The 19,264-nt window shown below is 57.2% G+C and carries 23 protein-coding genes; 9 read left to right on the top strand and 14 right to left on the bottom strand.

Features of this window, described 5'->3' with window-relative positions:
• The first annotated feature begins 200 nt into the window (after window positions 1–200).
• The gene (gene trxB / locus ACIOWE_RS08815) at window positions 201–1,163 is read left to right on the top strand and encodes a thioredoxin-disulfide reductase (RefSeq protein ID WP_064119385.1); all 963 of its coding nucleotides are present in this window, start codon (window positions 201–203) and stop codon (window positions 1,161–1,163) included.
• Window positions 1,164–1,349: 186 nt separating this feature from the next.
• Here the strand turns inward: trxB and ACIOWE_RS08810 are convergent, their stop codons facing one another.
• From ACIOWE_RS08810 to ACIOWE_RS08785, 6 genes are all read right to left on the bottom strand, one after another.
• Complete coding sequence (locus tag ACIOWE_RS08810) at window positions 1,350–1,688, bottom strand: HopJ type III effector protein (RefSeq protein WP_401389949.1); 339 nt, start codon at window positions 1,686–1,688, stop codon at window positions 1,350–1,352.
• Window positions 1,681–1,977, bottom strand: coding sequence for a DUF1244 domain-containing protein (locus tag ACIOWE_RS08805; RefSeq protein ID WP_064387982.1), 297 nt, complete (start codon window positions 1,975–1,977; stop codon window positions 1,681–1,683). Before ACIOWE_RS08805 ends, ACIOWE_RS08810 begins: the two co-directional genes overlap by 8 nt.
• A gap of 106 nt (window positions 1,978–2,083) precedes the next feature.
• A complete protein-coding gene (folX, locus tag ACIOWE_RS08800; protein WP_401389946.1) occupies window positions 2,084–2,455 on the bottom strand; it encodes a dihydroneopterin triphosphate 2'-epimerase in 372 nt (123 codons plus the stop codon).
• Window positions 2,456–3,016: a GTP cyclohydrolase I FolE gene (gene folE / locus ACIOWE_RS08795; RefSeq protein WP_401389943.1), complete on the bottom strand. Its 561-nt coding sequence runs from the start codon at window positions 3,014–3,016 to the stop codon at window positions 2,456–2,458.
• Between the two features lie 20 nt (window positions 3,017–3,036).
• A complete protein-coding gene (gene folM / locus ACIOWE_RS08790) occupies window positions 3,037–3,747 on the bottom strand; it encodes a dihydromonapterin reductase (RefSeq protein WP_401389940.1) in 711 nt (236 codons plus the stop codon).
• 136 nt (window positions 3,748–3,883) lie between these two features.
• Window positions 3,884–4,459, bottom strand: coding sequence for an antibiotic biosynthesis monooxygenase (locus ACIOWE_RS08785; protein WP_401389938.1), 576 nt, complete (start codon window positions 4,457–4,459; stop codon window positions 3,884–3,886).
• 209 nt (window positions 4,460–4,668) lie between these two features.
• On the opposite strand from ACIOWE_RS08785, the gene ACIOWE_RS08780 reads away from it, so the two are divergent.
• Window positions 4,669–5,628, top strand: a complete 960-nt coding sequence (locus ACIOWE_RS08780) for a MerR family transcriptional regulator (RefSeq protein ID WP_401389935.1) — start codon at window positions 4,669–4,671, stop codon at window positions 5,626–5,628.
• A 3-nt stretch (window positions 5,629–5,631) separates the two neighbouring features.
• Here the strand turns inward: ACIOWE_RS08780 and ACIOWE_RS08775 are convergent, their stop codons facing one another.
• Window positions 5,632–6,237: a hypothetical protein gene (locus ACIOWE_RS08775; protein ID WP_201235256.1), complete on the bottom strand. Its 606-nt coding sequence runs from the start codon at window positions 6,235–6,237 to the stop codon at window positions 5,632–5,634.
• A gap of 54 nt (window positions 6,238–6,291) precedes the next feature.
• Window positions 6,292–6,768, bottom strand: a complete 477-nt coding sequence (locus tag ACIOWE_RS08770; RefSeq protein WP_401389932.1) for a PAS domain-containing protein — start codon at window positions 6,766–6,768, stop codon at window positions 6,292–6,294.
• A gap of 154 nt (window positions 6,769–6,922) precedes the next feature.
• Here ACIOWE_RS08770 and ACIOWE_RS08765 point away from each other — a divergent pair, with 154 nt between their 5' ends.
• Entirely contained in the window at window positions 6,923–7,378 is a 456-nt protein-coding gene (locus ACIOWE_RS08765) for a flavodoxin (protein WP_401389929.1), read from the top strand.
• On the opposite strand, the gene ACIOWE_RS08760 is transcribed toward ACIOWE_RS08765, so the two are convergent.
• The gene (locus ACIOWE_RS08760; protein ID WP_401389926.1) at window positions 7,368–8,255 is read right to left on the bottom strand and encodes a LysR family transcriptional regulator; all 888 of its coding nucleotides are present in this window, start codon (window positions 8,253–8,255) and stop codon (window positions 7,368–7,370) included. The genes ACIOWE_RS08765 and ACIOWE_RS08760 overlap by 11 nt on opposite strands.
• A gap of 95 nt (window positions 8,256–8,350) precedes the next feature.
• Between ACIOWE_RS08760 and ACIOWE_RS08755 the strand changes: the two genes are divergently transcribed.
• The 5 genes from ACIOWE_RS08755 to ACIOWE_RS08735 all read left to right on the top strand — a co-directional run bounded on the left by ACIOWE_RS08755 (window position 8,351) and on the right by ACIOWE_RS08735 (window position 12,458).
• On the top strand, window positions 8,351–8,737 hold the full coding sequence (locus tag ACIOWE_RS08755) for a CidA/LrgA family protein (RefSeq protein ID WP_401389923.1): 387 nt from the start codon (window positions 8,351–8,353) through the stop codon (window positions 8,735–8,737).
• A complete protein-coding gene (locus tag ACIOWE_RS08750; protein WP_201235246.1) occupies window positions 8,727–9,413 on the top strand; it encodes an LrgB family protein in 687 nt (228 codons plus the stop codon). Before ACIOWE_RS08755 ends, ACIOWE_RS08750 begins: the two co-directional genes overlap by 11 nt.
• 131 nt (window positions 9,414–9,544) lie before the next feature.
• Window positions 9,545–10,327, top strand: coding sequence for a class II aldolase/adducin family protein (locus ACIOWE_RS08745; protein WP_401389920.1), 783 nt, complete (start codon window positions 9,545–9,547; stop codon window positions 10,325–10,327).
• On the top strand, window positions 10,327–11,229 hold the full coding sequence (locus ACIOWE_RS08740) for an alpha/beta fold hydrolase (protein ID WP_401389917.1): 903 nt from the start codon (window positions 10,327–10,329) through the stop codon (window positions 11,227–11,229). The genes ACIOWE_RS08745 and ACIOWE_RS08740 overlap by 1 nt, the downstream gene beginning before the upstream one ends.
• Before the next feature lie 317 nt (window positions 11,230–11,546).
• A complete protein-coding gene (locus tag ACIOWE_RS08735) occupies window positions 11,547–12,458 on the top strand; it encodes an SDR family oxidoreductase (protein ID WP_401389914.1) in 912 nt (303 codons plus the stop codon).
• Window positions 12,459–12,506: 48 nt separating this feature from the next.
• Here ACIOWE_RS08735 and ACIOWE_RS08730 read toward each other — a convergent pair whose 3' ends face one another.
• From ACIOWE_RS08730 to ACIOWE_RS08710, 5 genes are all read right to left on the bottom strand, one after another.
• Complete coding sequence (locus ACIOWE_RS08730) at window positions 12,507–13,130, bottom strand: hypothetical protein (RefSeq protein WP_401389911.1); 624 nt, start codon at window positions 13,128–13,130, stop codon at window positions 12,507–12,509.
• 301 nt (window positions 13,131–13,431) lie between these two features.
• On the bottom strand, window positions 13,432–13,695 hold the full coding sequence (locus ACIOWE_RS08725; protein WP_401389909.1) for a bacteriocin immunity protein: 264 nt from the start codon (window positions 13,693–13,695) through the stop codon (window positions 13,432–13,434).
• Window position 13,696: 1 nt separating this feature from the next.
• Window positions 13,697–14,071, bottom strand: coding sequence for an HNH endonuclease signature motif containing protein (locus ACIOWE_RS08720; protein WP_401390040.1), 375 nt, complete (start codon window positions 14,069–14,071; stop codon window positions 13,697–13,699).
• Window positions 14,072–14,187: 116 nt separating this feature from the next.
• On the bottom strand, window positions 14,188–14,451 hold the full coding sequence (locus tag ACIOWE_RS08715; RefSeq protein WP_401389906.1) for a bacteriocin immunity protein: 264 nt from the start codon (window positions 14,449–14,451) through the stop codon (window positions 14,188–14,190).
• 1 nt (window position 14,452) lies between these two features.
• A complete protein-coding gene (locus tag ACIOWE_RS08710) occupies window positions 14,453–16,744 on the bottom strand; it encodes an S-type pyocin domain-containing protein (RefSeq protein ID WP_401389903.1) in 2,292 nt (763 codons plus the stop codon).
• Window positions 16,745–17,458: 714 nt separating this feature from the next.
• Between ACIOWE_RS08710 and ACIOWE_RS08705 the strand changes: the two genes are divergently transcribed.
• Window positions 17,459–19,252 carry a DUF1302 domain-containing protein gene (locus tag ACIOWE_RS08705; RefSeq protein ID WP_401389900.1) on the top strand — a complete coding sequence of 598 codons (1,794 nt, stop codon included), beginning with the start codon at window positions 17,459–17,461 and terminating at the stop codon, window positions 19,250–19,252.
• The last annotated feature ends 12 nt before the right edge of the window (window positions 19,253–19,264 follow it).

Raw genomic sequence — 19,264 nt, 5'->3', positions numbered from 1 at the left:
TGTCGGCATAGAGACCACCTATGAGCTGGATTGTTAAACCGTATTTCCTTAATCTTGCCCCCCTCGATACGCTGCACCCAACTTTTTACAGGACTGTCGAGCTCACGCCTTCCCCAAGGTTATCCACAGTCCTTTTTTATTCCCGCCGGCAGTCCGGCGTTCCGCGCCAGTTTATTCGGCCCGGTCAACAGGAGCAGGTCATGTCTGAAGTCCGTCATTCGCGAGTGATTATTCTGGGTTCCGGCCCTGCCGGTTACAGCGCTGCGGTGTATGCCGCGCGTGCCAACCTCAAGCCGCTGCTGATCACCGGCATGCAGGCTGGCGGTCAACTGACCACCACCACCGAAGTCGACAACTGGCCGGGCGACGTGCACGGCCTGACCGGTCCTGTGCTGATGGAGCGGATGCGCGAGCACGCCGAGCGCTTTGAAACCGAGATCGTGTTCGATCACATCAATGCCGTGGACTTCGCTGCCAAGCCGTACACCCTGACCGGCGACAGCGCGACCTACACCTGCGACGCCCTGATCATCGCCACCGGCGCCAGCGCTCGTTACCTGGGCCTGCCGTCGGAAGAAGCGTTCATGGGCAAAGGCGTTTCGGCCTGCGCGACCTGCGATGGTTTCTTCTACCGCAACAAGCCAGTGGCAGTGGTCGGCGGCGGCAACACCGCTGTTGAAGAAGCGCTGTACCTGGCCAACATCGCCAGCACCGTGACCCTGATCCACCGTCGCGAAACCTTCCGCGCCGAGAAGATCCTGATCGATAAGCTCAACGCTCGCGTCGCTGAAGGCAAGATCATCCTCAAGTTGAACGCCAACCTCGACGAAGTGCTGGGCGACAACATGGGCGTGACCGGTGCGCGCCTGAAGAACAACGACGGCAGCTTCGACGAAATCACCGTCGACGGCGTGTTCATCGCCATCGGCCACACCCCGAACACTTCGCTGTTCGAAGGCCAGTTGACCCTGAAAGACGGTTATCTGGTGGTGCAGGGCGGCCGTGACGGCAACGCGACTGCCACCAGCGTCGAAGGCATCTTCGCCGCCGGTGACGTGGCTGACCACGTTTACCGTCAGGCTATCACCTCGGCCGGCGCCGGCTGCATGGCGGCACTGGACACCGAGCGTTACCTGGACGGTCTGCAGAACGCTTCGTTCTAAATCGCAGACGCAAAAAAACCGGCCAATTGGCCGGTTTTTTTGTGCCCGCAATTTTTGCTGCACCGCAATTCATTGTAGGAGTGAGCCTGCTCGCGAAGGCGTCAGGTCATCCAATATTTTTGGTGTCTGACACACCGCTTTCGCGAGCAGGCTCGCTCCCACAGGTGATTGTGGTTGGTTGTGGTATCAGCGGCGGGTCAGCGGCTGTACTTCGAACTTCACACCAGCCAGGCCGTGCTGGATCAGCGCACGAATGTTGCCGTGATCGCTGCCCTCAGGCGTCGCCACTACCGAACGGTAATGCTCACCGAACGCCAGCAGCGCTTCTTCATCACTCAGGCATTCCAGCAGCGCCAGACCCAGGGTCTTGCACGAACCTTCGTTCTGCCCGGCAGCGTTTTCCACGCCACCGTTGTTGAACGCCTGTGGCTGGTAGTCGTAACCGGCGGCGATGAACGCGAGGGTGTCGGCGAAAGCGTGTTCGCCGCTTTTGAGGCTGGCGCGCAGGGTGTTCAGGTCACTCATGGGTTTTTCCTTTGGCGAACGCTGCTTGTTGTTCAGCGTTGGCTTCTTGCTGATATTGGGCTTTCCACTCGGCGTAAGGCATGCCGTAAACCACTTCGCGGGCGTCATCGAGGCTGACCTCGATCTGGCGCTCGTCGGCTTCGGCCTTGTACCACTTCGACAGGCAGTTGCGGCAGAACCCGGCGAGGTTCATCAGGTCGATGTTCTGCACGTCCTTGCGGCTGTCCAGGTGGGCGACCAACCGGCGGAAGGCGGCGGCTTCGAGTTCGAGGCGTTGCTGATCAGTCATAAAAGTCTCTGCGAGACAGCTTTGAGCGGCAAGCTTCAAGCTGCAAGATTGGATCGGGGTCGGCCGTTAGCTTACCGCTTGAAGCTCAAAGCTTGAAGCTTGAAGCTCAGCGGCTAGCCGCGAGCGTTATTGACACCGACTCGGCAAAACGCAGCGCGTGCGGTTTGTCGACTTCGACTTCGGCGTACAGCACTGAACTGTTGCTCATCACCAGATCGAGCAGTTCCTGAGTCAGCCGTTCGAGCAGCGCGAAGCGGTTGCCTTCGACGTGGGCGATGATCGCCTTGGTGATGGTGCGGTAATTCAGCGCGTGGTCGATGTCGTTGTCACGCACCGCTTCCTGCGCGGCATACAGAATGGTCAGGTTGATCAACACATCCTGCTTGTTGAGGATCTCGTCCTCGTTGATCCCGATAAAGGTGCGCAAGCGCAGATCCTTGACCCGGATGCGCGCCATTCCCGGTTGAAGTTGTGGCATTTACTTGCTCCGTCCAATCAATTGCAGGAACTCCTGGCGGGTGTTGCTCGACTCGCGAAAGGCGCCAAGCATGACCGAGGTGTTCATGGTCGAATTCTGTTTCTCGACACCGCGCATCATCATGCACATGTGCCGCGCCTCGATGACCACCGCGACGCCGGCGGCATCGGTGACCTGTTGCACCGCATCGGCAATCTGCCGGGTGAGGTTTTCCTGAATTTGCAGGCGCCGGGCGAACATGTCCACCAGTCGCGCGATCTTCGACAGCCCCAGCACCTTGCCCGTTGGAATATAAGCCACATGTGCCTTGCCAATGAAGGGCAGCAGGTGATGTTCGCACAACGAGTACAACTCGATGTCGGCGACGATGATCATCTCGTCACTGTCCGAGGCAAACAGCGCGCCATTGACGATCTTGTCGACGCTCTGTTCGTAACCGTTACAGAGGTATTGCATGGCCTTGGCCGCACGCGCAGGCGTGTCGAGCAAACCCTCGCGGTCGGGGTTTTCACCGAGGCCGATGAGGATTTCGCGGTAATTCTCGGGCAGGGAGCGGGTCATTGAACATCCTCGCGAGGCGACTACTTGATATGCCTTCCGCCGTTGACGGTCAGGGTCGTACCGGTGACATACGGGTTGTCGAGCAGATAGCGCAGGCTCTGGTAGATCACTTCGCTGCCGGGCTCGATGCCCAGCGCGGATTTGGCCAGCGCCTTGGCACGGTACGCCGCGTCGTCGTCGGGATTGAACAATAACAGGGCAGGCGCGATGCCGTTGACCTTGATTGCCGGTGCATAGCGAGCAGCAAAAGACAGGGTCAGGCTGTCGAGCCCCGCTTTGCTGGCGCAATAGCCAATGTGCTTGCTACTGCCTTTGCGGGTGACATCGTCGCTGATATGGACGATGTCTGCGGGTGTCGACTGCTTGAGCAGGTCGGCGCAATGCAGGTTGATCAGATAGGGCGCGAGCATGTGGATGTTGAACATCCGGCTAAATGCTTCGGCTTCGCTGTCCGGGGTTTCCGCCAGCCATTCGGAGGCGTTGTGCACGATTGCGCGCAGGCTGGCGGTGTGGGTTTTCAGTTCGCTGATGAAGGCTAGAATGCCGGCTTCGCTGGAGAAATCCGCGTACACGCCAATGGCGCCGAGATCCCGCAGCGTTTGCACACCGGGACGTTCGCTGCGGTAAGTGAAAATGACGCGGTGGCCGTCTTCAAGCAATCGCTGCGCGCAATGCAGACCGACACGCTGGCCGGCGCCGGTGATCAGGATCGGGGCGGAAGTGGGGGTCATGAACGGCTCGCATTGCGGTTAGAGCAAAAACTATAACAGCGGCCGGTCATAAAAGATCGCAGCCTTCGGCAACTCCTGCATAGGGCGCGTCCACCCATCCTGTAGGAGCTGTCGAGTGCAACGAGGCTGCGATCTGCTAGCGGTTTTGCGTTGAGGGCGCAGCAGGCAAAGGTCGTGTTGGAACACTGTTCAGCCAATTGGCCAACAACCGCGTCGACAACGGAATAAAGAAGTACACCATCAGCGGCGTCAGGCACGCCGTGCTGATCAGCACGCGCGGCAACAGACTCATTTCGGCCAGCAGCGGGCCAAGGACGAAATTGAACAGCAGCGACACCGGGAAGAACGCCAGCCAGATCGCCACTGCCTGTTTCCAGCGCGGCGGACGCTGGCCGATGACACTGGCGCCGAACCAGCCTTCAATGCCACTGACCCGATGCTCCTTCGGATGCGCAAACAGATCAGAGCCGCGATCCAGCCAGGCAGTACGCGAGGCCGAGTGCTCCCACGTATGCAGGGTTTGCTCATCGACAAAGCGGAAAATGATTTGAAACTCGTTATCGCCGGGCGGTGGCGCGAGCACGCCGGAGCCGAGATAACCGGGAAAGTCGGTGGCCAGTTGTTCGCCTTCACGTAGCCAGGCGATCAGATCCTGATAGCGGCCATCGGCGACGCGACGCGCAACCATCAGCGTGACGGGGGAAGTAGACATTGTGTATCTCCGTATATCGAGTGCATCGCTCCGGGTAGGAGTTTCGCGAGACGCAGGCCGGGGTAGAGGCCCGCGTTTTTTAGCAAGCAAGGATTATTCCCGATTTTAGTGATTAAACCAGTGACTTTCGTCGCATATCTTCACTTGAACCCAAATGGGTCATCGGGGGTAGAATGGGATCCAAAACCCACAAGGACGTAGATCGCACAATGCCTGTCATGACGGACGTAAGCCCTGCTTCGCAGGCATCTGTTGCGCTCGAGCGCGAAGATTTGTTTCCCATACGTGAAGTCTCACGGCTGACGGGCGTCAACCCGGTCACGTTGCGTGCGTGGGAGCGGCGTTATGGTTTGATTCAACCGACGCGCACCGAAAGCGGGCATCGGTTGTATTCAATGACCGAAATCGAGCGCGTCCGCAGCATCGTCGACTGGATTGATCGGGGCGTGGCGGTCAGCAAGGTCAGCAAGATCCTGGCGAAGACCGAGCCATTGAAAGTATTGGCGCACTTCATTCCCGATGATCTGGTGCAGGCCGACTATCAGCAATGGCAGCTTCAGGTGCAGCGAGCGGTGAGTGCTTTCGACGATGTCGAACTGGATCGGGTGTACGGTCAGATCTTTTCGTCCTACGCATTGCCCGTGGTGTTTCAGGACATTCTGATGCCGTTGTGGCGGCAACTGTTGCAGCGTCAGGACGCTTTCGGGCAAACCAGTGAGTGGCTGTTCCTCGACGGTTATCTGCGCACGCGGGTGCTGCAGAGAATCATCGCACTGCGCGGCGCGCAACCGCGCAAGATCATCGTCAGCGCCCTGGCCGGCCAATGTCGTGAACTGGAGTTGCTGGTCGCGGCACTGTTTCTCAGCAGCAGCGATTCGGGTGTGCGGGTGTTGACCACCGGACAGCCGTTCGACGAGTTGACCCTGGTTTGCGAGAAGATCAAACCGCACGCTCTGGTACTGTTTTCCAATCACGCACCGGCTCCGGAATTGCCGCGGCGCTTGAACCGGTTGGCCTTGAGTCTCGATTGTCAGTTGTTTCTGGCGGGGGATGCCTCCGATTTGGCGCAGGAAAGCCTTTCGGGAACGTCGATCGGATGCGTTGGCAACGAAGGTGCAACGATGCGTCAGCGTCTGACACAGATGCTGGCGGGCAAGCTCGATACCTGAAAATCAGGTGTGCAGGGCAGGGTGTGTCAGGCGGTGTTGTTGCAGGATGAACTGGCGCAAGCGTTCGGTTTCATCGGCATCGGTCTGGCTGAGTTCGTAGGCATGGAAACCGCTTTCGGTTTCCCGCTCGAAATTGCCGCGCAGTGAAATCCGCTCATAACCGGAAGGGCTGAACCACAGCGCGAAGTGCTTGGGTGGCTTGGTCTTGTTGCGCATTTCCAGCAGCACGCCTTTGTGCGAAACCTCGTGTACCCACATCGTCCCCGGTTGGCCCTTGGCATTTTCCAGTGCAACGGGTTCTTCGAGTGTCAGTCGCCATGGGCGCACCATCGGGCCATCTTCGTAAATGCTCGGTACGCCGAGACGTAAATGCAGCGCATGAAACTCGTCTTCCACCAAGTGCAGCGGAAAGGTCATTTGCTGATTTTCGAAGTTGGCCTGAATGGTGACTTGCTCGTGAGCGGCCAGGCGCGTGAGCAAGTCGCGGATCTGTGAACCACCATTAACCAGCAGACTCGACGTCGCATCCCGCACGTTCAATTGCGGGTTGTGCTGCATGGTCTGGATAAAATCCAGCTCATCCTGGGTCAGGAGGGCGTCGCGTTGCATGGTTGGCTCGTAAGAAATAGTTACAAAGTCATTGGTGATTGTAGTTAATGACAATTAGTTCGCTGATTTGTTTGCGCCGTTCGTCGCTTTCAATGCCGCGAGCTCGCTTTGCAGGGCGGCGACTTGCGCTTCCAGTTGCGCCACTCGTTGCTGAGCCTTGACCTGAACCGTCACATCCTTTTGCACACCGACGAAATACGTCTGTCCGTCATCGGCGTTTTTCACTGTCGACAGCGACAGCTCATTCCAGAACGGCGTGCCGTCCTTGCGATAGTTGCGCAGAATTTCCCGGCATGAACCGCCATTGCGCAGCGTGTCGCGAATCAGCGTCAGATTTTCCTGGTCGCGGTCTCCAGACTGCAGAAAACGGCAGTCCTGATAGAGAATTTCCTCACTGGTGTAACCGGTCAGACGTTCGAAAGCCGGGTTGACGTAAATCAGGATGTTGTCCTGTTCACCTTCCTTCTCGGCGACCACGATGCCGTCATTCGACGCGTTGATCACCATTTGCAGCAGACTGGCGTTGATCATCCTTGAATCCTTTGAGTGTTGTCAGTGGCAGGCATTCTAGAAGAACGGCAGGGGCTGTCTATAGGCCATCAACGCTGATTGCGAGGCAATCGCAACTTCACGGGCCGGGGCTGTTACTATCGCCGCTCTTTTTTTCAGTTTCAGGATCAGATTGATGAAAGTCGCCATCCTCTCCGGTTCGGTCTACGGCGCTGCCGAAGATGTCGCCCGCCATGCCCAGAACCTGCTGAAAGACGCTGGCTTTGAAACCTTCTACAACTCGCGCGCCAGCCTGGCCGATATCCAGTCTTTCGGTCCGGAAGCCTTTCTGGCAGTGACCTCGACCACCGGCATGGGCGAGTTGCCAGATAACCTGCAACCGCTGTATTCGGCCATTCGTGATCAATTGCCGGCAGCCTGGCGTGGTTTGCCGGGAGCGGTGATTGCCTTGGGCGACGCGAGCTACGGCGATACCTTTTGCGGCGGCGGTGAGCAAATGCGTGAACTGTTCGCCGAACTTGGCCTGCGTGAGGTTCAGGAAATGCTGCGCATCGACGCCAGCGAAAGCGTTACGCCGGATACCGACGCAGAGCCTTGGCTGGCCGAACTTATCAGCGTACTCAAGGGTTGATCGCGCGCTCGCGCAACAGCGCCAGCCAGGCTTGCGCGGCCTTCGACAGATAGGCGCCCTGGCGCCAGATAAAGGCGATGTCCCAGCGCAAGTAATCCGGCGCTCTCAAGGTCAGGCGAACCACGCCTGGCCGCACCAGACCGCGTGCGACTACGCTGGGTAACAGCACCACGCCTTGCCCGGCGGCCACCAGTGCCGCGAGAAAATCCGCCTGACCGCTGCGCCCACCTTCCTTCGGTGTAAAACCCATCTGCTGACAGGCCTGCAGCAGGCGGTCGTTGAGCACGAAGCTGCGTTGATACAGCAGGAACGGTGTGTCAGCCAACTGTTCCAGCCCAATCTCCCCTTGATCGGCCAGCGGATGATCCACCGGCAGCAGGGCGTCGAGTTTCTCATCACAAAACGGCTGGCAGTCGAACTGCGGATCCTTCGGCAACAAACTGCCCCCCAGCTCCAGCTCGCCACTCAGCACCGCTTGCTCGATGTTGCGGCTACCGCCCTCAAGCAACTGAATGCTGATGTTCGGATAGCGCCGGCGATACTCGGCAAACAGCCCGGCGAACAACGCATCGCTGCCCAACAGCGGCAGGCCGAGGCGCAACTCGCCACGCGCCAGTTGACTGAGATCGTCCAGCTCGACAAGCAACTCATTGCGTAATCGCAACATGCCTTCGGCCCTTTGCAGCACGACGCTGCCGGCGGCAGTCAGGCGCAGCTGTGAGCCAAGCCGTTCGAGCAGTGGCGTGCCGAGGCTCTGCTCCAGTTGCGCGACTTGTTTGCTCACCGCCGACTGGCTGATGTGCAAGGTTTTCGCCGCTTGGGTAAAGCCGCCCTGATGCATGACTTCGACAAAACTGCGCAGTTGTTTGAATTCCATGACCTGATTCCATTTTGGAATGGCTGTGAGTCTAACAATTCGCTTCTGGGATGACAGGGCGCTTCGTAAAATAAACGCCTGAAAGGAGCCCCACCATGAACGCCGCCACCCTCAAGCATCTTTCCCGCCTATTCGCCGAACTGGCCGTGTTGCTCGGTCTCTACCTGCTCGGCTGTCAACTCGCTGCCTGGCTGGCCCTGCCGATTCCCGGTGGGGTGATTGGCATGGCGCTGTTGTTGCTGGCGTTTGCTTTCGGCTGGGTGAAACCGGCTGCTTTGCAGTTGGGCGCAGGATTGCTGATGGCCGAGATGCTGCTGTTTTTCATTCCCGCGCTGATGAGCCTGCTCGACTATGGCGCGCTGTTGCGCAATGACGGCTGGCGGATTCTGCTGGTAATCGCCGCCAGTACGTTGATGGTGATGCTGGTGACCGCATTCACCGTGGAACTGGCCGTGCGTCTGAGGCATTCCCATGAAACTTGAACTGATGCCGATGTTCTGGCTCGCCTTCACACTGCTGGCCTACCTGTTCAGCCGCTGGATTTATCGCCGCACCGGGCGTTACCTGTTGTCACCGCTGATTCTGGTACCGGTGCTGCTCTTGGCGCTCGCCGTGCCGCTGCACACCGCCTACGCCGAATACTCCAGCAACACCCATTGGCTGATGCTGGTGCTCGGCCCGGTCACCGTGGCGTTCGCCGTGCCGATCTGGCAGCAGCGGCGGCTGTTGATGCGGCATTGGTCGGCGTTGCTGTTGGGCATGGTCGCCGGCAGCGCGGCATCGATTGGCACTTCGTTCGGTCTGGCCAAGGCACTGGCGCTCGACAGCTCGGTGACGATGTCTCTGGTGCCGCGCTCGATCACCACGCCGTTCGCCATGCCGCTGGCGCAGGATCTGGGTGGCGTGCCGGAATTGACCGCGGTGTTCGTGATGTTCACCGGGGTGTTCGGCGCGATGCTCGGCGGCGTGCTCTTGAAGTGGTTACCGTTGCGCAGTGCCTTGGCGCGGGGGGCGCTGTTTGGTGTCGGCGCGCACGGCGCCGGTGTCAGCCGCGCCCATGAAGTGGGCGGCGAAGAGGGCTCTGTGGCGGGGCTGGTGATGGTGTTGACCGGCTTGCTCAACCTGTTCGCCGCACCTTTGTTGGCGTCGTTGCTTTGACATGGATCCAAGGTGTTTGCATTGCTGACCCGCTCAGTCATCAAGCTGGCTGGCAATGCAACTACGCGATCAGCTACGCCTGACTAGACTGCTGACACGTGCAAAACAATAAGAACGCAGAGGTGCATACAGTGAGCGTAGCCCCCGTCCAAACGTCCCTTAATGTCAAAGACCAGGTCAGCGCCGCCGAGTGGCAGACCCGCGTCGATCTCGCCGCTTGTTATCGTCTGGTCGCGCTGCATGGCTGGGACGACCTGATCTTCACGCACATTTCCGCCAAGGTGCCCGGCACCGAGGACTTCCTGATCAATCCGTTCGGGCTGATGTTCCACGAGATCACCGCGTCGAGCCTGGTGAAAGTTGATCAGGCCGGCAACAAACTCATGGACAGCCCTTACGAGGTCAACCCCGCCGGTTACACCATCCACAGCGCCGTGCACGAAGTGCGGCACGATGTGGTGTGTGTGCTGCATACGCACACGGCCTCCGGTGTTGCCGTTTCGGCGCAGAAACAAGGCGTGTTGCCGATCAGCCAGCAATCGCTGTTCGTGCTGTCGAGCCTGGCTTATCACGCTTATGAAGGCGTGGCGCTGAACCACGAAGAGAAGGCACGTTTGCAGGCCGATCTCGGCGAGAACAACTTCCTCATGCTGCACAACCACGGTCTGTTGACCTGTGGCGGCACCATTGCCGATACCTTCCTGATGATGTTCACCTTCCAGCGCGCCTGCGACATTCAGGTGATGGCACAGACTGGCGGCGCTGAACTTATTGCCATCGAACCGCAGATCCTCGCAGGCGCCAAGGCAATGATCGCCGGCGTCACCAAAAGTGCTCAAGGCATGGGTGGTGCGCTGGCCTGGCCGGCATTGCTGCGCAAACTCGATAAACAAGACCCGGGATATAAACTCTAATGCCTCTTGCCGAGATTCCTCTGTGTGTCTGGCGTAAACGCAGCCAGACGTTTGTCTTTCGTGGCCAGCCGATCCGTTACTGGACGGCGGGGCAGGGTGAGCCGCTGCTGTTGATCCACGGTTTTCCGACCGCCAGTTGGGATTGGCATTATCTGTGGCAACCGCTGGCGCAACGTTATCGGGTAATCGCCTGTGACATGCTCGGTTTTGGTGATTCGGCCAAACCGCTGAATCACACCTACAGCCTTCTCGAGCAGGCGGATCTGCAACAGGCGTTGCTCGCCCATTTGCAGGTCGAACAACCGGTGCACATTCTCGCCCACGACTATGGCGACAGCGTTGCTCAGGAACTGCTCGCCCGGCATTACGACGATCAGATCGAGGTTGCCAGTTGCGTGTTTCTCAACGGCGGTCTGTTCCCGGAAACCCATCGTCCGGTACTGATGCAAAAACTGTTGTTGAGCCCATTGGGCTGGATGATCGGCCGCGCGTTTACCCGCGACGCGCTGGTGAAGAGTTTTCGTCATATCTTCGGCCCGCAAACACGTCCGAGTGAAAGTGAGCTGGATGATTTCTGGAGCCTGATCGACAGCAATCGCGGCCCGCGCATCATGCACAAACTGATCAGCTACATTCCCGAACGTCGCGTGCAGCGTGATCGCTGGGTGGCCGCGATGCAACGCGGCGAAGTGCCGTTGCGGGTGATCGATGGCGAAGTCGATCCGATCTCCGGGGCACACATGGTCGAACGCTATCGCGAGTTGATTGCGGATGCCGACACCGTGCTGTTGCCGGGCATCGGCCACTATCCGCAGACCGAGGCGCCGGTGCAGGTGCTCAAACACTACCTGGCGTTTCGTGATCGCTTCGCGCTGCCGCCGCGCCGAGTGGCGTGTTCCTGAAGATCAAAAGATCGCAGCCGTCGCAACTCCTGCATTGCATCGAGTATGCCTTTGTGGCGGGGGAGCTTGCTCCCGCAGGGGGGCGAAGCGGCCCTTGATTCTGTGATCAAGTGCTTACAGGAAACCCGCGAGTAACGTTTACGACTGCTGCGCAGCCGAGCGGGAGCAAGCTCCCTCGCCACAAAAACTCTCATGTGGCCTTCACTATCCCCCCGCCTTATCGCGCACCATTCACCCCCAGCCGTGTTCGTTGTGACCAAAAGCTGTGTGCCTGACACTCGGGATCACTGTTCCTTTGGCCTGCTGGAGTTGCTGCGATGAATGAGTCCGTACGTTTCGAAGATAAAGTCGTGATCGTCACCGGAGCCGGTGGTGGCCTCGGCCGGGCTCATGCATTGTTGTTCGCCAAACAGGGCGCCAGAGTGCTGGTCAACGACCTCGGTGGCTCGGCCCAGGGCGAAGGCGCCAATGCCTCCGCTGCCGACCGCGTCGTGGCAGAAATCCGCGAGGCTGGCGGTATCGCCGAAGCCAACCACGACTCGGTCACCGACGGCGACAAACTGGTGCAAAACGCTCTCGACGTCTTCGGCCGCGTTGACGTGGTGGTCAACAATGCCGGGATCCTGCGTGACAAGACCTTCCACAAAATGGACGACGCCGACTGGGATCTGGTTTACCGCGTCCACGTCGAAGGCGCCTACAAAGTCACCCGCGCCGCCTGGCCGCACCTGCGCGAACAAAACTACGGTCGGGTGATCTTCACTGCCTCGACCTCGGGCATCTACGGCAACTTCGGCCAGTCCAACTACGGCATGGCTAAACTTGGCCTTTATGGCCTGACCCGCACCCTGGCCATCGAAGGGCGCAAGAACAACATTCTGGTCAACGCCATCGCCCCAACCGGCGGCACGCGCATGACTGAAGGTTTGATCCCGCCGCAAGTGTTCGAACAACTGAAGCCGGAACTGGTCAGCCCGTTGGTGGTGTATTTGGCGAGCGAGCAGTGCCAGGAGACTTCCGGGTTGTTTGAGGTGGGTGGCGGCTGGATGGGCAAGGTGCGTTGGGAGCGCAGCCTCGGCGCCGGGTTTGATCCACGGGTGGGTTTCTCGCCGGAAGATGTCTCGGCACATTGGCAGCAGATTTGCGATTTCGAAGGGGCGGCGCATCCGAAGGACAATATTGAGGCGCTGAAGGAGATGATGGCGAATTTGCAGAAGTATTCGCTTTAGGGGACGTTTGAGCCTCGCTGCGTTCTGGGGGCGGCGAGGCTTCTTCTATTACTCCTTGTACCTTCTATCAATCATGAACTCCGGAATTCTCCAGTTTGGTCCCGGAATGGCGACAGCCTCATTGCCCTCAGCCAATACGCCTTCATGAAATAACTGCTCGTACGTTTTACACAGTTCTCCTCGCGCGATGACTTCAAATCGATAACGCCCGAACAATGTATCGATGGAGGGAAATGCCAAACCGATAGCCAAAACTGATAGCAAGTCTCTGAGATTTTCTTGCCTGACAGCTTGTTCCAGTTTTGCAATCGAACTCTTCGATCCGCTGATGCATTCAAATGCTTTCAATTCCTGCTTTTTCGCAGCGTCAATTGCCTCGGCGGTATAGCGCAATGCCTCGTCGTTGCTCAGTTTAAAGTCTTCAAGTGTGGCCGTATGGAGGTTATTCCAAAGGGACGGATTACTCTTCGGAATGTAGTCGTCAGCGATCCCCATCGCTCTGAATCGCTCCATCATTCGAAGTGCATGCGCGTAGAACCGGCGATCGGTATCAGTCGTTTCAAGCTTGCCTTCCAAAATGGCATGAAGGCGTTGAATCATGACGAGGTCGGCAGCAGCCCCTTTTCTTTCGATTTTTGTTGCCGCTCCTTCAACAAAATTTTGTTCCAGCATTGTTTTACTCACTGCAAGTTATTCGGATTTTACGGAGCGATTAACCTACATCAGCTTTCGAGCGGACGTATCTGCATCGTTCGTCAGTAATGACCTGCTTAGTTGTATGAATAATCGTGAACGTGATTTGATTGCTTGGTATTAGAAGATCAAAAAGAGATTTCCTACAGTAGCAGGGGGAATTTTCCGACGATTGCAGGCAAGAAGGGTAAAACGGCGGGCATAAAAAAGGCCGCTGCAAACGCAGCGGCCAAGGTAATCGTTGGGTCAAGGCATGAGATGCCTGCTCGCTTTGCTATTTCTATTCTTCAGGTTTGAATCCGGGTTTTCCGTTAGCGGCGCGCCAAGCTTTAATAGCGGCTAATACGCCTTCCGGGCTGTCATCTACGCCTTCTTCCGGGTAATACAGAATGCCTGTTCCGTTTGGATGCTCTGACGTGGCTACAATGTTGTCGACGAACTCATCATGTTTTTTTTCTGATGGGAAACGGCCTCGGAATAGCCTTTCTATGACCGCCAGGTATTCGGACTCAGTGTAGTCTTCCAGTTTATTTTTTAGTTTCAACTTACATTGCTCCTTTTTTGGAGTGCAGTTCAATGTGTTGCTTTGGAGTTAGCACGGTTAGATTGTCTATGTCGTAAACTGCGCCTTCCTCGCTGACTGGTTTGATGTGGTGTATTTCAAATTTTTCGCGTTTACCTACTTGTTCTGAAGGTAGTGCGCTGGGAGCTAAGCCGTCTCTCAGGTCTATTTTGTTGAGTCTCGAGAATTGGTCAAACAACCCTTGGTCGTTTCCCACTGCCTTCCAAAACGCCTTGCGAAATGCCCTGAAACTCGAAAACTCCCTTCCTCTCAACTTATCCGCAATCTGCGTCGGAATCGGTGCACCTTGAGGTGTCGCGGCAACTCCTAACCAATTGTCCGAAACCGGTTGTCCGATTTCACTGCCAAAAGCGGGATATTGAGACGCTGCAGGAAATGATGCCGAATTTGCAGGGGTATTCGTTGTAACTGGAGAGTAAAGCGAGCAGGCAAAGATGCCCGCTCGCTTGTTTTTTATTCTTCAGGTTTGAAGCCGGGTTTCCCGTTAGCACTACGCCATTGTTTTATAGTGTTTAGTACGCCGGCAGGACTATCTTCAACGTTTTTCTCGGGATAGTACAATATGTTTGACCCATTGGGATGTTCTGAAGTGGAAACGATGTTTTCGACGATTTTATCTAGCTCTCTCTCGGATGAATAATCACCTTTAAATAAACGCTCGATTAAAGCTTTGTATTCCGATTCTGTGTAGTCTTCAAATTTACTTTTCAAGGTCACTTTATAATCCTTTTTTCTTGCTGGCGTGGGTTTCGATGTGCTGTTTTGGTGTGAGTAGTCTGAGATTGTCAATATCATAGACCTCGCCACCATTCCCAACTGGGTTTACGTGATGAAGATCGTATTTAATTTTTTTTCCCACTTGGTCTTCTATGTCTGCTCTTACCGCGAGGCCTTTTTTTGTTTCAATTTTACTGAGGTGGAATAGCTCAGAGTTTAGTTGAGGGTCAGCAGATACCGCTTTCCAAAACGCTCTTCGAAATGCCCTGAAACTCGAAAACTCCCTTCCTCTCAGCTTATCCGCAATCTGCGTCGGAATCGGAGCACCTTGCTGCGTCGCAGCCGCTTCCAACCAATTGCCTGAAACCGTTTGCCCCATCCCACTGGCGATACCGGGATCCTGCCGCCGATCCCGAAACATCGTGAAAATCGGCGGTATTCCAGAGTCGATCGGGAAAACCGTAACCCATCCACCAAATCCGTACTGATCAAGCTGAGGAAATGGATCAATCCGTCCACTGTCGAGCGTGACATCGGCGCCTTCGTAGATCGGCAAGTCTGTATCGGCGACTGGCAAATCTGTCGAAGGATTCAGCGGGTTTACTAACGGCGTCCAAGTGACGACAGGGCCTTTGGACTCGGTTGAGGTAGCGGAGGAAACGTAAATGTTTTTCTGTGCGTCAAAGCGTGCGAGTACCACCGGCACTTTGCTGGGGACTGTCACGCCATCGGTGCTGACGACGACAACTTCGACTCTGTTACCTGACGTTCTGGAGCCAAGCCTGACAGGCAGATCGACTTCACGGCCAGCGGTCGCCAGTTCGTACAGATCAGCGTCCAAATCAGGCGCAAGTTCTGATAGCGGGACGCTTGCAGAAAACAGGTCGCCGTTCCCAAGTTCCGAAGGAACGAGCAGAGCGGCGAATCCGACCGCAGCAGTCGATAGGGCGGTCAATGCGATGGGCACTGCAGCGCGAAGCGCGACTCTTAAGGCCTGGGCGTTTGGCGGGCTATTTCGAATATTGCCGAGGGTACCCGCAAATGTGGGGCCATAGGCTGCGGCGGAGCCGACGTTGGCGAACACCGGGTTGTGCCAGCGAGCCTCTGTCTGTGCCAGCCACTGGGTTCTCAAGCGAGCTTGTTCTGCTTGTCGCGCAGGTTCTGCCAGAGCATCCAGCAATGCTTGTTGCCGGTTTTTTTCCTGGGCCTCCAAAATGCCCTGCAATATCCTCTCGCGGCGCGCTTTTTCAGCTTGCGCGCGATACAAAGCCTCTTCTGCGCGCAGTGCTCTTTCGCGCAGACGCCACCGTTCTGCTTTTTGGGTACGTTGCGCTATTTCGCTAAGTCCCCTTTCAGCCTCAGCGCGGCGCAATGTTTCTGCTTTTACTTCAAATCGTGCACGTTCTGCTGCTACCTGATCGGCTGCGGAGCGTCGAGCCTCTGCCAATGCTGCGATCCGTGCTTTTTTCTGTGCCAAGTAATGCTCATGTTCGCGCCGTGCGGCGTCGCGAAGGTCCTTCACCTGTTGCTCGGATGCGATACGGGTACGTTCTTTGGCCAAGCGCTGAGCCTCTGCCAGTTCAGCTAGTGATACCCGCTCCATACGTGCTACTTCGGCAACTTCTCTCTGCCGTTGTTGTTCTGCCGCGACCCGTGCCTGTTCTGCCGCCTGGCGCGCCACTTCTGCCGCCGCAGCCTGCGCTTGATCATTGGCTTGTACGTTTGCCAGCCAGTTGTGCACGTTGACTTGCTGTTGGTGCAAAAGCGCCAGTTGTTGAGTCAGCAGTTTTGCTTGCAGCGCTGCACGGTAGGATTGTTTCCACAGGTTCATGCCAGGCCCATCGGGCCTCAGCACTTTATCGACAACCAGTGCGCGGGAAAGGAATTGATCGGCGCTTTTACTGGTGGGGTCGCTCCCATAAAAGCTGTGGGACAGATTCGTCTGATGTTGCAGTTCTGCGCTCGTACGTTGGATAAGTTTATTGCGCACTCCGAGTTCGCGGATTATCGCTGCTGCCGGTGGCAGTGGATGAGTTGATTCTTCCTGACGCGTTGCTGCTAATTGCACCTCAATTGACTGGGGGATGTTTGCAGTGCTGGTCTGGAACTCTCGTTCGAGAATGCCGATGTGACTTTGCAATATCGGTTGGTAACGAGCAGAATTTCGAGTTGTGCCGAAAGTGCCGTTATAGCGATAACTCCCGATAGTACCTTTAGCGGGCTGCATGCCAGCAGGCGCTATGCCTTTTGTATGAACAGGTTCGGTCAATTCCCACGGTGGAGGCTTTTGCATATTCATGTCCTTTTGAATGTGCGTGATAAGTCGCTGAAAAATGCAATCACGACCGCTAGTTACGTTCGTGGCACCAGCGAATGTTTGATACGTTTCAAGTTACAACAAAGCCGGGGTTACTAAATCTGAGAAAGATGTAAGTAAAGAGGCGTTGATTTGAGAGAACTTTCGCGGGCTATTAACGGCGGACGTGGAATTCTTCCGCGCGAAAAGAAATCTCCGATAGCAATCTCGGAAAACGCTGTAGGGCGGTGTTTTCAACAGGCATAAAAAAGGCCGCTGCAAACGCAGCGGCCAAGGTAAGACGTTGGATCAAGGAGCTACAAATCAACGTCAGTGAACACCAGGGCGATAAACCGAATGGTTCGATTCATCTGAAATCTGTCAGCAATAACCTGAGTTGCTCGAGGCCAGTGCTGCGTGCTTTGCGGCGTGTCCCGTGAAAGCCCGCTCAGAATAAGGTGTTGAGTCTGTAGGAAAAATACCGATTCCAGACATGCACTGTTACGGGGCATGCAACAGTCATCCGTCATCAGCGGCCCTATGCGCCTGGCTGATGATCCTCCATCCAGCCGATCCATGGCTTGCGCAAAGCCCCGGCCCACAAGGGCGTTCATCCTTTCGGGCGACAACGCGAATACCTCCTTGGTGCGCTTATCTACCCCGTCGGGCGGCAGTAGGGTGGGGCCTTCTGTCACTCACCGGGGAAGACGCATGACAACAAAAACAATGCGCGCCATCTTCACACCGCAGGCGCTGGCCGCCGCGGTGGCTCTGGGTTGCTGTGCCCAGGCGCACGCGGTTTCGTTCAACATCGGGGAAATCGAGGGCACGTTCGACTCGTCGCTGTCGGTTGGTGCGAGTTGGGGGATGCGCGATGCCGACAAGTCGCTGGTCGGCACGGTCAATGGTGGTACCGGGCAATCCTCGACCGGTGATGACGGACGCCTGAACTTCAAGAAGGGCGAAACCTTTTCGAAAATCTTCAAAGGTATTCATGACCTCGAACTGAAGTACGGCGATACCGGTGTGTTTGTCCGTGGCAAGTATTGGTATGACTTCGAACTCAAGGATGAAGACCGCGAGTTCAAGCCGATCAGCGACAAGGGCCGCAAGGAGGGCGCGAAGTCTTCCGGCGCGCAGATTCTCGATGCCTTCGTCTATCACAACTACTCCATTGCCGACCTGCCGGGCACCGTGCGCGCCGGCAAGCAGGTGGTGAGCTGGGGTGAAAGTACCTTCATCGGCAACTCGATCAACAGCATCAACCCGATCGACGTTTCGGCGTTTCGTCGCCCCGGTGCGGAGATCAAGGAAGGCCTGATTCCGGTAAACATGTTGTTCGGTTCGCAAGGCCTGACCGATCAACTGACCGTCGAAGGTTTCTACCAACTGGAATGGGATCAGACCGTTCTCGACAACTGCGGCACCTTCTTCGGTGTCGACGTGGCGGCAGACGGTTGCAACAACGGCTACACCGTCGGCAACCCGGCGATCGCGCCGTTTGTGCCGCTGACCCAAGCCTTCGGCCAAGGCATTCAGGTGACCCGCGAAGGCGTGGTCATCCCCCGTGGCGGCGACCGCGATGCGCGGGATTCCGGGCAGTGGGGTACGGCGTTGCGCTGGCTCGGCGACGATACCGAATACGGTCTCTACTTCATGAATTACCACAGCCGCACGCCAACGGTGGGCACCACCACCGCAGGGCTTTCGACCCTCGCGGCGTTGCCGGGCATGGTCGGCATCGCCAACGGCCTGGCGCCGGGCAGCGGTTCGGGCCTGGCACAAAGCGTGATGCTCGGGCGCGGTGGGTATTACCTTGAATACCCCGAAGATATTCGTCTGTATGGCGCGAGTTTCTCCACCACGTTGCCCACCGGCACCGCGTGGACCGGTGAGATCAGCTACCGGCCCAACGCTCCGGTGCAGGTCAACACCAATGACCTGACACTGGCGCTGCTCAACCCGATTGCCGGTGGTGCTGCTTCACCGATTGCGACTACGCCGGGCGCGGACAACAAGGGTTATCGCCGTAAAGAAGTCACGCAGGTCCAGAGCACTCTCACGCATTTCTTCGATCAGGTCCTGGGTGCTGAACGCCTGACCGTGGTCGGGGAAGCGGCGGTGGTGCACGTCGGTGGTCTGGAGCCGCGCAGCAAGCTGCGTTATGGCCGTGACTCGGTGTATGGCCAGTACGGTTTCGGTGGCGATACCGACGGTTTTGTCACCTCGACTTCGTGGGGCTACCGCGCCCGGGCGATTCTCGATTACGCCAACGTGATCGGCGGGATCAACCTCAAACCCAACCTGTCGTGGTCGCACGACGTCGCCGGTTACGGCCCCAACGGCCTGTTCAACGAAGGCGCCAAAGCGATCAGCGTCGGCGTCGATGCCGACTACCGCAACACCTATACCGCGAGCCTCAGTTACACCGACTTTTTCGGCGGCGATTACAACGTCCTCGAAGACCGTGACTTCGTCGCTCTGAGCTTCGGCGTGAACTTCTGATCTGCCCGAGAA

The sequence above is a fragment of the Pseudomonas sp. NPDC087598 genome (assembly GCF_044743525.1).
Taxonomy (GTDB): Bacteria; Pseudomonadota; Gammaproteobacteria; order Pseudomonadales; family Pseudomonadaceae; genus Aquipseudomonas.
This window is presented reverse-complemented; position numbering and strand designations above follow the sequence as displayed.

What these genes read in the sequence shown, in the direction of transcription:
- ACIOWE_RS08730 (WP_401389911.1), bottom strand. Translation starts at nt 13,130, where the DNA reads ATGCTGGAACAAAATTTTGTTGAAGGAGCGGCAACAAAAATCGAAAGA.
- ACIOWE_RS08765 (WP_401389929.1), top strand. Translation starts at nt 6,923, where the DNA reads ATGAAAGTCGCCATCCTCTCCGGTTCGGTCTACGGCGCTGCCGAAGAT.
- trxB (WP_064119385.1), top strand. Translation starts at nt 201, where the DNA reads ATGTCTGAAGTCCGTCATTCGCGAGTGATTATTCTGGGTTCCGGCCCT.
- ACIOWE_RS08735 (WP_401389914.1), top strand. Translation starts at nt 11,547, where the DNA reads ATGAATGAGTCCGTACGTTTCGAAGATAAAGTCGTGATCGTCACCGGA.
- ACIOWE_RS08750 (WP_201235246.1), top strand. Translation starts at nt 8,727, where the DNA reads ATGAAACTTGAACTGATGCCGATGTTCTGGCTCGCCTTCACACTGCTG.
- ACIOWE_RS08755 (WP_401389923.1), top strand. Translation starts at nt 8,351, where the DNA reads ATGAACGCCGCCACCCTCAAGCATCTTTCCCGCCTATTCGCCGAACTG.
- folX (WP_401389946.1), bottom strand. Translation starts at nt 2,455, where the DNA reads ATGCCACAACTTCAACCGGGAATGGCGCGCATCCGGGTCAAGGATCTG.
- ACIOWE_RS08780 (WP_401389935.1), top strand. Translation starts at nt 4,669, where the DNA reads ATGCCTGTCATGACGGACGTAAGCCCTGCTTCGCAGGCATCTGTTGCG.
- ACIOWE_RS08805 (WP_064387982.1), bottom strand. Translation starts at nt 1,977, where the DNA reads ATGACTGATCAGCAACGCCTCGAACTCGAAGCCGCCGCCTTCCGCCGG.
- ACIOWE_RS08775 (WP_201235256.1), bottom strand. Translation starts at nt 6,237, where the DNA reads ATGCAACGCGACGCCCTCCTGACCCAGGATGAGCTGGATTTTATCCAG.
- ACIOWE_RS08760 (WP_401389926.1), bottom strand. Translation starts at nt 8,255, where the DNA reads ATGGAATTCAAACAACTGCGCAGTTTTGTCGAAGTCATGCATCAGGGC.
- ACIOWE_RS08770 (WP_401389932.1), bottom strand. Translation starts at nt 6,768, where the DNA reads ATGATCAACGCCAGTCTGCTGCAAATGGTGATCAACGCGTCGAATGAC.
- ACIOWE_RS08710 (WP_401389903.1), bottom strand. Translation starts at nt 16,744, where the DNA reads ATGCAAAAGCCTCCACCGTGGGAATTGACCGAACCTGTTCATACAAAA.
- folE (WP_401389943.1), bottom strand. Translation starts at nt 3,016, where the DNA reads ATGACCCGCTCCCTGCCCGAGAATTACCGCGAAATCCTCATCGGCCTC.
- ACIOWE_RS08705 (WP_401389900.1), top strand. Translation starts at nt 17,459, where the DNA reads ATGACAACAAAAACAATGCGCGCCATCTTCACACCGCAGGCGCTGGCC.
- ACIOWE_RS08740 (WP_401389917.1), top strand. Translation starts at nt 10,327, where the DNA reads ATGCCTCTTGCCGAGATTCCTCTGTGTGTCTGGCGTAAACGCAGCCAG.
- ACIOWE_RS08785 (WP_401389938.1), bottom strand. Translation starts at nt 4,459, where the DNA reads ATGTCTACTTCCCCCGTCACGCTGATGGTTGCGCGTCGCGTCGCCGAT.
- ACIOWE_RS08810 (WP_401389949.1), bottom strand. Translation starts at nt 1,688, where the DNA reads ATGAGTGACCTGAACACCCTGCGCGCCAGCCTCAAAAGCGGCGAACAC.
- folM (WP_401389940.1), bottom strand. Translation starts at nt 3,747, where the DNA reads ATGACCCCCACTTCCGCCCCGATCCTGATCACCGGCGCCGGCCAGCGT.